Annotated in this window: 10 protein-coding genes; 1 reads left to right on the plus strand and 9 read right to left on the minus strand. The window is 61.9% G+C overall.

The window, feature by feature from the left end; all coding sequences use genetic code 11:
* Nucleotides 1-260 precede the first annotated feature (260 nt).
* From ACE03M_RS10675 to fdxA, 3 genes are all read right to left on the minus strand, one after another.
* Nucleotides 261-1,544: a citrate synthase gene (locus tag ACE03M_RS10675; RefSeq protein WP_143921376.1), complete on the minus strand. Its 1,284-nt coding sequence runs from the start codon at nucleotides 1,542-1,544 to the stop codon at nucleotides 261-263.
* A gap of 204 nt (nucleotides 1,545-1,748) precedes the next feature.
* Nucleotides 1,749-2,870: a succinyldiaminopimelate transaminase gene (gene dapC / locus ACE03M_RS10680; RefSeq protein ID WP_485933925.1), complete on the minus strand. Its 1,122-nt coding sequence runs from the start codon at nucleotides 2,868-2,870 to the stop codon at nucleotides 1,749-1,751.
* A 3-nt stretch (nucleotides 2,871-2,873) separates the two neighbouring features.
* A complete protein-coding gene (gene fdxA / locus ACE03M_RS10685) occupies nucleotides 2,874-3,197 on the minus strand; it encodes a ferredoxin (protein ID WP_485933926.1) in 324 nt (107 codons plus the stop codon).
* A gap of 200 nt (nucleotides 3,198-3,397) precedes the next feature.
* On the opposite strand from fdxA, the gene ACE03M_RS10690 reads away from it, so the two are divergent.
* A complete protein-coding gene (locus tag ACE03M_RS10690) occupies nucleotides 3,398-4,471 on the plus strand; it encodes a GNAT family N-acetyltransferase (RefSeq protein ID WP_485933927.1) in 1,074 nt (357 codons plus the stop codon).
* A gap of 6 nt (nucleotides 4,472-4,477) precedes the next feature.
* On the opposite strand, the gene ACE03M_RS10695 is transcribed toward ACE03M_RS10690, so the two are convergent.
* The 6 genes from ACE03M_RS10695 to ACE03M_RS10720 all read right to left on the minus strand — a co-directional run bounded on the left by ACE03M_RS10695 (nucleotide 4,478) and on the right by ACE03M_RS10720 (nucleotide 14,322).
* Entirely contained in the window at nucleotides 4,478-6,235 is a 1,758-nt protein-coding gene (locus tag ACE03M_RS10695) for a VanW family protein (RefSeq protein WP_485933928.1), read from the minus strand.
* Nucleotides 6,236-6,248: 13 nt separating this feature from the next.
* The gene (locus ACE03M_RS10700) at nucleotides 6,249-7,598 is read right to left on the minus strand and encodes a PIG-L family deacetylase (RefSeq protein ID WP_485933929.1); all 1,350 of its coding nucleotides are present in this window, start codon (nucleotides 7,596-7,598) and stop codon (nucleotides 6,249-6,251) included.
* Between the two features lie 40 nt (nucleotides 7,599-7,638).
* Complete coding sequence (gene typA / locus ACE03M_RS10705) at nucleotides 7,639-9,549, minus strand: translational GTPase TypA (protein WP_143921370.1); 1,911 nt, start codon at nucleotides 9,547-9,549, stop codon at nucleotides 7,639-7,641.
* Nucleotides 9,550-9,776: 227 nt separating this feature from the next.
* Nucleotides 9,777-11,723 carry an ABC transporter ATP-binding protein gene (locus ACE03M_RS10710; RefSeq protein WP_485933930.1) on the minus strand — a complete coding sequence of 649 codons (1,947 nt, stop codon included), beginning with the start codon at nucleotides 11,721-11,723 and terminating at the stop codon, nucleotides 9,777-9,779.
* Nucleotides 11,723-12,781, minus strand: coding sequence for an ABC transporter permease (locus ACE03M_RS10715; protein WP_009881696.1), 1,059 nt, complete (start codon nucleotides 12,779-12,781; stop codon nucleotides 11,723-11,725). Before ACE03M_RS10715 ends, ACE03M_RS10710 begins: the two co-directional genes overlap by 1 nt.
* Complete coding sequence (locus ACE03M_RS10720) at nucleotides 12,778-14,322, minus strand: ABC transporter permease (RefSeq protein ID WP_485933931.1); 1,545 nt, start codon at nucleotides 14,320-14,322, stop codon at nucleotides 12,778-12,780. The genes ACE03M_RS10715 and ACE03M_RS10720 overlap by 4 nt, the downstream gene beginning before the upstream one ends.
* Between the last annotated feature and the right edge of the window lie 40 nt (nucleotides 14,323-14,362).

The following is a 14,362-nucleotide window of genomic DNA, read 5'->3' on the forward strand; positions in this document are numbered from 1 at the left end:
CCCCCCCTCGTCGTGTCTCAGCCTCGTCGTGTCTCAGCCTCGTCGTGTCTCAGCCTCGGACAGTCGGTGTGATCGTGCTGGCGCCGGCAGACATGACAATACGCCCTACGCTCAGCTGCTGAACACCGTCTTGCAACGGGTCGAAGCAGTGCTGAGTGTAGGACGTATCTGGCCAGCCGTGCCTATTACCGCCCCCGCTGCCGGTTACGGCGCAAGGGGTCAGTTACGGCACAGGCTGCCGGTTGAGAGTGACGGTGCGATCAGCGCTCGTTCATATCCTTGTAATCGCGCGAGTAGGCACCCGTGTAGATTTGGCGCGGACGGCCGATCTTAGTCTCCGGGTCGTTGATCATCTCGCGCCACTGGGCGATCCAGCCCGGAAGACGACCGACGGCGAAGAGCACCGTGAACATATTCGTCGGGAACCCGAGAGCCTTGTAGATCAGACCGGTGTAGAAGTCCACGTTCGGATAGAGCTTGCGCTCGACGAAGTAGTCATCGGCCAATGCGATCTCTTCGAGCTTCTGTGCCACCTCGAGCAGCGGGTCGCCACCGGAACGAGCCAGGACCTCGTCAGCGGTCTTCTTGATGATCTTCGCCCGCGGGTCGTAGTTCTTGTACACGCGGTGACCGAAGCCCATGAGGCGAACGCCGTCTTCTTTGTTCTTCACTCGCTCCATGAACTTCTCGGGACCATCGTCGGAGGCCGAGATCTCCTCGAGCATCGTCAGGACTGCGGAATTCGCGCCGCCGTGCAGCGGTCCGGCCAGAGCATTGACACCTGCGGAGATCGACTGGAACAGATTCGCCTGCGATGAGCCGACGAGGCGCACCGTTGAGGTCGAGCAGTTCTGCTCGTGGTCGGCGTGGAGGATGAAGAGCTGGTCCATGGCTTTGACGGCCAGTGGGTCAGGCTCGTACTCCTCTGCGGGAACGCCGAAGTTCACGCGTAGGAAGTTCTCGACGAGGCTCAGGGAGTTGTCCGGGTGGATGACCGGCAGACCCATGTTCTTGCGGTGGGCAAGCGCAGCGATCGTCGGCATCTTCGCGAGCAGTCGGAATGTGGAGGTGTCGACCTGACCCTCGTCAAAGACATCGAGGTCATCTTGGTAGAAAGTCGACAAAGCCGCGACCGCAGCTGCCACCATGGGCATCGGATGCGCATCGTAGGGGAAGGCGCGGAAGAAGCGACGCAGGTCTTCGTGGACGATGGTGTGACCGCGAAGCCGACCATCGAATGCGTCGTACTGCTCCTGAGTCGGGAGTTCTCCGTGAATGAGGAGGTAGCTGACTTCGACGAAGTTGGAATGCTCGGCAAGCTGCTCGATGGGATAGCCGCGATACTGCAGGACGCCCGCGTCACCATCGATGTAGGTGATGGACGAGGAGCTTGATGCCGTATTGGCGAACCCTGGGTCGTAGGTGACCGCGCCGGTGTCTTTCAGCAGAGAGCCGATGCGATATCCGTTGTTGCCCGCCGAGGATGCCACCTCGGGCAGTGTCAGTTCTGTGTCCCCGACCTGCAGACTCGCATCCGTTGGCATATGTTCTCCTCTGCTTGGACCCACCTCAAGAACTTCCTGAGGTGTCTTGCACAATTCCATCAAAGACTACCGATAACTGTCAGAATCAAAAAATCACAGCCACCTGCTGGTACCGGCCAGTAACCTACTTGAACTGGCCTTACAGAGGGTTCTCGGGCTCAAATTCGGGTACTGAAGTGACCAGCTTTCTGGCCGCCGAACGGCTCAGCCAGCCGCCATGTGCAACCGCTGAGCGGCGGCGCGAATACGCTCATCGCTTGCCGTCAGGGCGATGCGCACATGATCAGTGGCTGCCTCACCATAGAATTCGCCAGGACCGGCGATGATGCCGATTTCTGCCAATTTCGACAGCGAGTCCCAACAGTTGACATCAGCGCTCGACCACAGATAAAGACCCGCACTGGAGTGATCGATGCGGAATCCGTAGGCTTCGAGTCCGCTGCGCAGAAGTTCCCGACGAGTCCGATACCGTTCCTTCTGCTCGATGACGTGAGCAGTGTCTCGCAGTCCGGCGATCATCGCGGCCTGGACGGGGAAAGGCACGATCATGCCTGCGTGTTTGCGCGACCTGGTGAGATCACCGATGAGCTGACTGTCTCCGGTCACGAAGGCCGCACGGTACCCGGCCAGGTTCGACTGCTTCGACATCGAATACACGCTGAGGACACCGCTGTGATCGTCACCGGCGGCATTGAGAATGCTCGGAGCGGGAGACTCGGATTCCCAATTGAGGAGTCCGTAGCATTCGTCTGAGGCAAGAACGACTCCGGCGCTGCGGGCACGGCGGACGACCTCGGCGAGGGTATCGGTGTCGAGCACCTCCCCGGTGGGATTGCCCGGGGTGTTGATCCAGAGCAGACCGATCCCGTCGAGGGAGGCTCCGGCGGCGACGTCTGCCGCGTCGAGGCGGCGGCAGTCGACGCCGGCGATCGTGGCACCCATCTCGTAGGTCGGGTAGGCCGCCGAAGGACAGGCCACGTCCAAGCCGGCCTGGCGCAGCCCCAGCAGGGTGGGCAGCCACGCGACCATTTCCTTCGAACCGATCGTGGGCAGCACCTCGGCGGCGGGGTCGAGCGAGACCCCATGCCAGTTCTGGTACCACCAGGCGATGGCTTCGCGCAGTTCATCCGCACCTGCCGTCGTCGGGTAGCCGTGGGCATCACCAGCGTCGGACAACGCGGACTGGATCACCTGTGGTGTGGGATCGACCGGGGTGCCGATGGACAGATCACATGCCCCGTCGGGATGTTCTGCGGCCCGATTGCGAAATTCGGTGAGCCGGTCCCAGGGGTAGTCAGGCAGGTTGAGGCCGAAGCGAGAAGACATGGCTCAGTCGTGCTGCTGCAGGGGCAGGGCGGAGATGATCGGGTGGTCCAGGCCGGTGTTGCCCAGCTTCGCGGCGCCACCTGGCGAACCGAGTTCGTCGAAGAATTCGACGTTGACTTTGTAGTACTCAGACCATTCTTCGGGAGTGTCGTCTTCGTAGAAGATCGCCTCCACCGGGCAGACCGGCTCGCAGGCACCGCAATCGACGCATTCGTCGGGGTGGATGTAGAGGCTGCGCTCACCTTCATAGATGCAGTCGACCGGACATTCGTCGACGCAGGCCTTGTCTTTCAGATCGACACAAGGCTGGGCAATGATGTACGTCACGAGTACGACTCCTATTAAGACTCAACGAGATTGCACGTATACAGCCTAAGACTACGCCTTCTGACCGCGCAGGGTCCCATCGGGTCGACGTGATCCTGCTTTCACATTCGTGTCCTCCGTCACGCCTGCAACGTCTGCGGCAGAGGCTGGATTAGGCTGGAGGCTCCAGTACTTAAAGGCGTTTCGGCGGAAGGCGACAAGTGGACGATCTGCAGCCCGGCAAAAGAGTGGTCGTACGGTATTCGCTCGAGCCCGGTGACACGCACTCGACCTCGGATGCCCTCGGCGTCGTCAACAGCGCAGACGAGACATCGGTGGAGATCGGGACCAAACGCGGGCCGATCCGCATACCTCGGGACCAGATCATGCTTGTCCACGAAGTTCCGCCGGCACCGACGAAATCGGGACGCACCCATGAGATCGTCTCTGCCGTCGACCTGCGCAGGATCTCTGCCGCGGCGTGGCTGCCTCAGGACATCTCCTGGCTGCACATGGAGAATCTGCGCAATGAGAGCGCCGAAACCGATGCCGACATCGGATTGCTGCAGAAGGGTTGGCTGCTGCGCAGCTCCGAATCGGTGACCAGGCGTGCCAACAGCTGCCTTCCCGTCACTGACACCGGATTGGACTGGGAGCAGAGCCTCGACGCTGTCGAAGCCTGGTACTCAGCACGCCAGAAGCCAAGTTGCATCCAGATCTATTCGAGCGAGGATTCCAACTCGCTTGCACCGGCGTGCGAAGGTCTGGCACCGCTTCTCTCGGCCCGGGGCTATTCTCCCTCTGAGCCGGTGTTTCTGCTGGCCGGGTCCACCGCCGAGGCGGCAGCTGGGGCCGCGCATCCCGGTGACGCGGCCGCACCTGGGCTGTCGATCGACGTCAGCGAAGAACCGAGTCCCCTGCATTATGCGGCGTGGGCCAGTGAGCGCGACCCGGGTTCGGACGAGGCCTTCCGTGGGCTCATCGAAGCATCCGATCCCTGTCAGTTCATCACGGCCTATGCCGACCATCCGGATGGCAGCCGGTCCATGGTGGCCGGTGCCCGAATCGTCGAGCGCAGCAAATGGGGTGTGCTGACGAACCTCGTCACCCGTCCGGATCTGCGTCGGCGCGGGGCAGGCCGTTCGGTGGCCCGGGCCGCTGCCGCACTGTTGTCGCAGCGAGGAGTCCGCTCTTACCTCATCGACGTGGAGGCCAGCAATGAGGCCTCATTGAACCTCTTCACATCACTCGGTGCCACAGTCCGACACCGGTCCTGGTACGCCAGCCGCAGCTGACGCAGATCAGTCCTTGCACTCAACCTTGTTCACCGGCCGGTAGACAGTGACGAATGAGTCCTTCGAAGTCTTGCCAGACTCGATGTCCTTCATCGTCCGCGTGATCTTGATCGACCAGCCCTGCTTCGGGGTCTGCGGCGTGCACTCGGGACCCGAATCGGTCACGGAGCCGGGCGAACTGTAGTTGTAACGGTCGGAGGAGTCTGAGCCGACCTTGAGCTTCTTGTCGCCGAATATCTTCGCGTGAACCTCGCCGCCGGACAGATACATGTCGAGAACAATCGGCTGCTTCGATGTGTTCGTGAACTTCATGTCGATGGTCGACCAATCCAGCGTCGCTTCCCGGCCTTCAGGATAGCGGGAGATATAGCGCGAATGAGCCTGGTGTTCGTCGAGTTCCAAGCCGGCGAAGAAGGCCGCGTTGAACAGCGTCGTCGACACCTGCGATACTCCCCCGCCGAAGTCTTCCTTCATCTGGCCATCCGAGATGACTCCAGCAGCCTTGTACCCGTTGGCGGCGGTTCGCTGCCCGATGGTTTCGTTGAGGGAGAACTGATCCCCCGGCTGAACGACTGTGCCGGAGACCTTCTTCGCCGCGACTCTGAGGTTGGTGTCGCGGTTGGGCTCCGAGGAATAGCCGGTCGAGAATTCCGACATCACGTCGGAGACATCGGCCTTCTTCGCGTCCTGCGTGGTGAAATCCGGCTTCACCGAGGCGAGCGTGACCGTGGGCTTGTCGGTCTCGCCCGTGATGGCGTCGGTGACGGCCGTCGTCAGCTCGTCTTTTTTGATGCCGATTCCCGTTTCCGACTCCACTACTTCAGGCTTGCCGTCCCTGATCGTGAAGCTGGCGTCCTTCGCTGGCTTGCCGACGTCCTTGTTAGACGCCAGGACACGCTTCTGCAGGTCCTCTTCGTCGAAGACGGGGGCCAGCTTCGAGCCTTTCGGTTCAAAGGTCAGGGTCTTCGCAATCGTTGTCGGACTGATCGTGAGATCGCCGGCATCGACATCCGAGTCGGCGTCCTTCGCAGGTTCCGCGCGTACAGTCAGATCCTTGCTCACTGCGTCTTCAGCGAAGCCGTCGGCGACGTCCTTCGCCTCGGCGGTGGTGATATCGGGTTCGACCTTGCTTGCTGTGACCGGCAGTGCATTGTCCGTGCGCAGCCACGAATCCTCGATGGCTGTACGCACCTGTTCGGCATCGACGGTCTGACCGTTGGTGCCGTCTTTGATCTCCGGCTTGGCCTTGACGTAGCTGACCTCAGCGTCGACTGGTTCAACTTCGAGGGATTTAGTCACCTTGCCTGTGGCTTCGTCGAAGGACTCGTTGTCGATGCTGATGACAGGTTCGATTTCGTCATCGCCGAAGAGCCGGTCCCAGATGATGGTCGGGTCCAGTGTGAATCCGGTGGCCCGGCTGATGGTCTCCGGGATGTCGAAGCTGACTCCGGCCTTCTCCGGGTCGAGTTCGGCGGTGGGCTTTCCCGCCTTGAGCTCGATCTTCGCCCCGGCCTTGTCACCCAACTCCTCTCGCAGAGTCGCTTCGGCCGAGGTGGTGGACTGGCCTCCGATATCGATGCCTGCGACCATCGTCCCAGGCGACAGGACGCGGCCGGTGAGGAACCCGACCACCAGGTAGATGGCCGCGAGTACGAGGATGATGAAGAGCGCGATCAGCCACGGCTTGCGCTTCGGGGTCTCCGTCGTGCCCTGCGGGCGACCGCCGGGGTTCGGTGAGGAGTGGGACAGGGTCTGAGTCGGCATAGTTCTCCCGATTCTAACGGGCAGCTTCGGGCCGCCGCACCTTGGTGAACGCGAGGACAGCAGCGATGAGCATCGGACCGATCAGCCAGGCTGCTGAGCGCAGCATCCCGGTCACGATGATGTCCGCGCCAGGCAGCCACGTCGGCTGGCCGAGGACATAGGAGAGGATGACGATGACGAATGCGGCGATGAGCATCGGCGAGGAGCTCAGGTACATCGTTTTGAGGTGCCAGAGCCCGCTGGCCACCAGGAGAAGGGACAGGGCAAGCCCCCAGGGCAGGATGACCGGGGTGCCCGCCAAGTCGAACACACTCACGTTGAGGTGCTGCATGGCGCCGAGGAAGCCGATGAGTACGGCCAGCACTACCGCGTGGGCGTACGCGAAGAAGCCCGGCTTCTTCGGCTCCCGGCGTCGACGCCGCAGAGGAAGAGCGCCGCCGGCAGCTCCATCCCCGGCTCCGGCGCCTGAATCCTGCGTCTCGCAGGCGTCGATGTCGAGGTCGGTGAGCACATGGGGTGCGGGACCCGAACGCAGCCGCAGGTCAGAGATGGGGGCTCCTGCGCCGATGGAGTAGTACTCGTGGTCGAGGATCTTCATGCCGATGCCGTTCGACAGGGCGAAGAAGGCCCCGGACACCGTCACCTGGGTGCGATGGGCGGCCAAGGCACGACGCTTGGTGCCGAGGACAGAGGAGATGTCCTGGGCGACGACGATCTCGCTCACAGGCGGTTTGGTCGGGATCGTCTGAGCCGGTGCGAAACCAGTCTCGGCAAATCCCGGCTGGTTCGGGTCGAATGTTTCTCGGGCCGCTTCAGTCGGGACATCGACGAACAGGAGTCGCCCGGCCCTCCATGCAGCTGTATCGACGGCAGCGACGGTGGCCTCGTGGACGCGCACATGGTCGGGGTGACCATAGCCGCCGTTGGAAGCGTAGGTGATGACCGCATGCGGTCGGACTTCGTCGATGACCGCGGCGATGTAGCGGGCAACGGTCGTCAGTTCGGCCGCGCAGAGAGCATTGGCCGGCATGGTCGAGGCGGCGACGGCATGACCATCGCCGCCCCACTCCATGCCGGAGTCTTCGAAGGTGTGGGCGCTGCCGCCCAGGAACAGGTGCTCGCGCACACCCAGGGCAGCCATCGCCTCGGCGATCTCCGATTCCCGCACGCGGGCCAGCCCTGCCCGATTTCCCTCGAGACCCTTGAGGTCGGCGGGGATCACCTCGCCGTCCTCACCTCGTGTGGCGCTCAGGACCGTGACCTGTGCCCCCTCGCCGGACAGTGCGGCGATCGTTCCTCCGGTCGTGATCGTCTCATCGTCGGGATGAGCGTGCACGAAGAGGATGCGGGGTACGACGGTCATGGGGTCCTGAGCGCTCGAGGTCATACTGTGCTGTTCGAACTCACGCGTTCTGTTTACGCATCTTGGCGTAGGTCTTCGCGCGTTCCTTCGGGTCGAGTTCCAGTTTGCGGATGCGCACTGTACCCGGTGTGACCTCGACACATTCGTCTTCACGGGCGAATTCGAGGCTTTCCTCGAGCGTCAGTTTGCGGGGCGGTACGAGGTTTTCGAAGGAGTCCGCCGAGGCTGAACGCATGTTCGTCAGCTTCTTCTCCTTCGTGATGTTGACGTCCATGTCATCGGCGCGAGAGTTCTCGCCGACGATCTGGCCGGTGTAGACCTCCGAGGTGGGCTGGACGAAGAAGCTGCCGCGTTCTTGCAGGTTGATCATCGCGTACGGGGTCACGGAGCCGGGACGGTCAGCGACGAGGGACCCGTTGGTCCGGAACTCGATGTTGCCGGCCCAGGGGCCGTAACCTGCCGAGAAGGAGTTCGCGATGCCGGTACCGCGAGTCTCGGTGAGGAACCGGGTGCGGAATCCGATGAGGCCACGTGCGGGGACGGTGAATTCCATCCGGACCCAGCCGGTGCCGTGGTTGGTCATGGTCGACATGACACCCTTGCGGCTGGCCAGAAGCTGAGTGACGGCACCGAGGTAGTCCTCAGGAACGTCGATCTGGAGCTCTTCGAAGGGCTCGTGGACCTTGCCGTCAACCTTCTTGGTGACGACCTGCGGCTTGCCGACGGTGAGCTCGAAGCCCTCACGACGCATCTGCTCGACGAGGATCGCCAGCGCGAGCTCGCCGCGTCCCTGGACTTCCCAAGCGTCGGGACGCTCGGTGGGAAGGACCTTGAGGGACACGTTGCCGACGAGTTCCTGGTCAAGGCGATCTTTGACCATGCGTGCGGTGACCTTGGTGCCCTTTTCGCGACCCGCCAGCGGCGAGGTGTTGATGCCGATGGTCATCGAGATCGCAGGATCGTCGATGATGATCGCAGGCAGGGGCTTCGGGTTGTTCAAGTCGGTGAGCGTGTCACCGATCATGATGTCTGGAATGCCGGCCACGGCAACGATGTCGCCGGCAGATGCCTCGGTGGCCGGAACCCGGTCGAGGCCCTGAGTCTCCAGGAGTTCGGTGATCTTGACCGAGCTGATGTCATCGCCACGAGCCCAGGCGACCTGCTGGCCCTTGCGCAGGGTGCCGCCGAAGATGCGCAGCAGAGCAAGACGGCCCAGGAACGGCGAAGCGTCGAGGTTGGTGACGTGTGCCTGAAGGATGTCGTCATCGTTGATCTCCGGAGCCGGAATGGTCTCGAGGATCGTCTTGAACAGCGGCTCGAGATCAGGATTGGCCGGAGCCTCTCCATCTGCGGGCTGTTCGAGGGAGGCTGCGCCGACCTTGGCTGCTGCGAAGACTGTGGGCACATCGAGGACCGAGTCGACATCAAGGTCGGGGACTTCATCCGCGAGGTCGGAGGCGAGACCGAGGAGCAGGTCCTGGGCCTCTTCGACGACTCCGTCAATGCGAGCATCGGCACGGTCGGTCTTGTTGATCAGGAGGATGACCGGCAGCTTCGCGGCCAGCGCCTTGCGCAGCACGAAGCGGGTCTGAGGCAGAGGGCCCTCGGATGCGTCAACAAGGAGAACGACACCGTCGACCATGGATAGGCCGCGTTCGACCTCTCCGCCGAAGTCGGCGTGACCCGGCGTGTCGATGACGTTGATGACGATGGGATCGTCACCGGCTGAGGGTCCGTTGTAGAGAACCGAGGTGTTCTTCGCGAGAATGGTGATGCCCTTCTCGCGTTCGAGGTCGCCGGAGTCCATGACGCGTTCAGCAAAATCACCGTGTTCGCTGAACACACCTGTCTGGCGGAGCATGGCGTCGACCAGAGTGGTCTTGCCGTGGTCGACGTGGGCGACGATTGCGACGTTGCGGCGGTTTTCCCGACGCGTGATGGCTTCAGTCATCAAGAACCTTATGAGCTAGAGAGATTGGTCCGGTGCGGACCCAACAGACCATTATACGGCCACACGCTTACCGGAAATGACAGCTGGTGTTCAAAATCGAGCACGAAGAATACGAGCGTGAATGCATTCGGTGGTCACAGCGGCGAGTGAGAACGCACCCGAGGGCGAATCTGACTTCTCCGCTGCGACCACCGAATCACTTCGTCATTCGCTGACCTGTCAAGGGTTCAGGCGTTGGCCGTGGCCTCCAGAACGGCGTCCCTGGCCTCACGACGTTTACGCTGTTCGCGTGGATCCGGGACCGGGACCGCGGACAGCAGCCGCTGAGTGTAGGGATGGACCGGGTTGGCGACGACCTGTGAGCTCTTCCCGATCTCCACGAGGTAACCGTGACGCATCACCGCGATACGTGAGGCGATGCGTTCGATGACGGCCAAGTCGTGGCTGATGAACAGGCAGGCGAATCCGTACTCCTGCTGCAGCCCTTCGAAGAGGTCGAGGACCTTCGCCTGGACCGAGACGTCGAGCGCCGAGGTCGGCTCATCAGCGATGAGCAGCTTCGGCCGCAGCGTCAGTGCTCGGGCGATGCCGATCCTCTGTCGCTGACCGCCCGAGAGTTCGTGCGGGTAGCGGTTGCGCATCGATGTAGGCAGTTCAACCGCGGTGAGCAGCTCTTCGACGCTCTTGCTCAGCGCTGGCCCCTTCATTCCTTCGTGGAGGTACAGAGGTTCGCCGATGGACTCGCCGACGGGCAGGCGTGGGTTGAGCGAGGAACCGGGATCCTGGAACACGATCCCGACTTCCTTGCGCAGAGGCCGCAGCTGCTTATTGCTCAGTCCCTTGATGCTCTTGCCGTTGATGACCATATCGCCTTCGACCGTGGGCAGAAGACCCAGTGCGGCACGACCGATCGTCGTCTTGCCCGAACCGGATTCGCCGACCAGTCCCACGACCTCTCCAGGAGCGACCATCAGGTTGATGTGATGGGCGGCCCGGAATGCCTTCTTCCGTCCGATCGCCGGATACTCGATCGCGGCATCGCGCAGCTGCAGTGCAGAGGGCTGAGAGAAATCGGCCTGAGATCCTGGGTGGTAATAGGTCTCTGTCGAGTCCATCTCGATGTCGTGGTCATGGTCCTGCTTGGGCTGTCCGGCCGCCTCCGCGGCCTCGGCCAGGCCCGAGACTCGGTCTGATCCGCCCTCGGTCACCAGGGGGCTGAGAGTCGCCTTCGGCGGGTGAGCCCCGCTATCGTTGGTGCCCGCCGTGACGTCATCATCGGTGCTGTGGGAGGCTTCCGTCTCGTGCACGACCGCCGAGTCCTCGACGGTGGCGAGGTCGGCCCCGAAAGCCTCTCCCTCAATGGCTGTACCAAGGTGCGGCACGGCTTCGAGGAGCTGTCTCGTGTACGGGTGCTGCGGATTGTAGAATATCTCTTCCGCATTGCCTGATTCGACGACGCGCCCCGCCTTCATCACAATCATCCGGTCGGCCATATCAGCGACCACGCCCATGTCGTGGGTGATGAGGATGATGCCGGCGTCGAGCTTCGACTTCAGCTCACGCATGAGCTTGAGGATCTCCGCTTGGACCGTGACGTCCAGTGCCGTGGTCGGCTCATCGGCGATGAGAAGCTTGGGCTGGCACGCCAGAGCCTGAGCGATCATGATGCGCTGGCGCTGTCCGCCCGAGAGCTGGTGCGGGAACGAGTGGAAACGCTCCTCGGGGTCCGGGATCTCGACGAGGCGCATCAGCTCGAGAGCGCGCTCCTTTGCCTCAGTCGGGCCGACGTCCAGGTGCACACGCAGCGTCTCCACGATCTGGAAACCCGCCGTGTAGACCGGGTTGAGCGCCGTCATGGGCTCCTGGAAGATGACGGAGATCTCGTTTCCTCGGATCTGCTGCATCTTCTCCGGCGGCATGCCGATGAGTTCGGTGCCGCCCATCTTGGCCGAGCCGGTGGCCCGACCGTTGCTGGGCAGCAGGCCGAGCAGTGACATGCTCGACTGCGATTTGCCGGAGCCGGATTCGCCGACGATCGCGAGCACTTCACCAGCGTTGACCGTGTAGTTGAGTTCCTCAGCGGCCATCCACCATTCGTCATTGACCCAGAATTTCACTCCCAGGTCTTTGACGTCGAGGACCGGTGATTTGGCTGTGTTCGTCTGTTCAGTCATCACTTCGCCTCCTCTTTCTGCGTCGTGTTCGCGACCTTCTTCTGGGTCATGCGCTCGGCCTTCTTCATCTTCCTCCAGCTGGGAATGGTCTTCATTCGCGGGTCGAACGCGTCGCGCAGACCGTCGCCGATGAAGTTCACACACAGAGCGATGACGATGATGAACAGACCGGGCCACCAGAACAGCCACGGGCGTGTGGCGAAAGAGGTCTGGTATTCGCTGATCAGCTGGCCCAGTGAGATACCGGGTGGACTGATGCCGAATCCGAGGTAGCTGAGTGCCGCCTCGAGCACGATCGCCTGACTCATCACCAGGGTCGTATTGACGATGATGACACCCATGGCGTTGGGCAGCATGTGCTTGAACATGATGCGGAAGTCGCTGGCTCCGGCCACACGCGCCGAATCGACGAATTCGCGTTCTCGCAGGGACATGAAGTCACCGCGCACGAGTCGTGCCAGACCGGTCCAGAGGATCGCGCCGAGGGCCAGGCCCAGCAGCGGTCCGTTCGCACCGCCGACAAGCTTGCCGAGGATCGAACCGATGACGATGACGGGCAGGATGATGAAGCCGTCCGTGATGCGCATCAGCACAGAATCGATCCAGCCACGGTAATAGCCGGCCAGCGCGCCGACGATCGTGCCGATGACAAGACAGACCAGGCCGATGATGACCATGACGATGATGGAGATCTGCGTCCCCTTCATCACGCGGGCGAAGTTGTCACGACCGATGTCGTCCTGCCCGAAGGGGTGTTGGCCCAACGTGAAGAAGTTCGAGAACGACCAGGTAGGTGCACCTCCCGAATTGAGGATCTGTCCCGAGGAGGTGTGGTTGTAGATCCACCAACCAGGTATCGGACCAAAGCCCACCGATGAGAAGGCGAAGAGGGCGACGAAGGCGAAGACGCCGATGCTGATCATCGCGCCCTTGTGGCGGAGGAACTTCCGGAAGACGATCTTGCCCTGGGACAGACCTTCGGTTTCCTTGGCTTCGATCGCGTTGTCCCCGACGTCGTCGGGCGCGAGAGCATTTTCGTTGTCGTTGTTGGTACTCATGCGTTCACTCGGATTCTGGGGTCGAGGACTGCGTAGAGGAAGTCCGCGACGAGGTTGGCGATGATGGCGAGCAGGCCCGTGATGAGGATGTAGGCCATGATCGGATCGAGTTCGGACTGTCTCATCGAATCGATGAAGAGTTTGCCCATGCCGTTCCAGCCGAAGATCGTCTCAGTGATCACGGCGCCGCCGATCATCGTGATGATGTCAACGGGAATGATAGATGCCAGAGGCAGGAGCGCATTGCGCAGCGCATGACGCATGACGACAGTTCGTTCGTTGAGCCCCTTGGCTCGTGCTGTGCGGATGTAGTCCTGACCCATGACCTCAAGCATCGAACCGCGCGTGTAGCGGGTGTAAGAAGCAAAGGAGATGAGGATCAGAGCGATAGACGGCAGGAGGAGGTGGGTGAACGTGTCCAGGTTCGCTATCCAGAAGTCGCCCTCGAGATTCGGCGTCGATGCGCCGATCGTCGCAATCGGTCGGTTATTGATCGCAGGCTGGTCCGAATACTCGCCCCACCCCTGAAGCACTCGGTCGGCGAAGATGAGGACGGCGACGATGAGGCCGGTGAAGAATGTGGTGCGCACAGTGTCCCAAGGATCGGGTCCGCGGAACGCCAGACCCACGCCGACGGCCACACCGATCGTCACGATCAGGAGTCCGAACATCCACAGCCAGTTCATCTCCTGGTAGTAGAAGAGGTATTGCAGCGGCATGTACAGCAGAGCCCCGATGACAGCCATCGCCAACGTCGCATAGAGCACTCGCTTGTTCTTCAGACCTGTCGACAGGAAGGTCATGACCACAGCAGCACCGAGGCCGATGACGACGACTCCGACGATGCCGATGCTCGGCTGCTGCAGCCAACCGCTGGCAAGGATGTAGTAGATCGTCACGAAGGTGATGACCGTGGCTGCGAGGAAGGTGATGAGCCTGCGTTTTCGGCCACCGCCCAGCGCTCCCATCCAGAACAGTCCCAGCGCAAGGCAGATGAGGATGATCGGCACCCAGCTGCTCAGCGTCGGATCGTTGATGAAGTTGTTGATCTCGATCGCACCGTACTGCTTGAGCAGAACCGCCACCCAGAACACAGGCAGGGAATAGAGGAGGAAGGAGACGAAGGTGATGAAGTAGTCGAAGCCCGAGTACTGGCGGATCGCTGAGATCATTCCGACTGCGATGCCGAGCACGATGGCCACGATCGTCGAGGCTGTGATCAGCTTGACCGTGTTGGCGATGGCGCCTTGAAGCTGAGAGGTGACCTCTTGGCCGGATTTCCAGGCGACGCCGAAGTCACACTGCCCGACCACACAGCCGCCCACGCCGGCCAGCCACTTGAAGTAGCGAACCACGGCGGGCGTATCGAGGTCGAGGAGCCGACGGCGGGACTCGTAGAGTGCCTCGATGTTGGGAGAGGTACTCGAACGCAGGTCCCAGAAGAAGTCGAGGGCGACATTGAGCAGGAGGTAAAGGACGAAGGTCACGACCAGGAGCACGAGTGCAGTCGAGAGGAGTCGTCTGAGGATGAATCTTGTCATTGGGTGTCCGTTTCAATCTTCCGAAAACGCTGCTGTGGGG

Source organism: Brevibacterium sp. AGC70, from assembly GCF_057334195.1.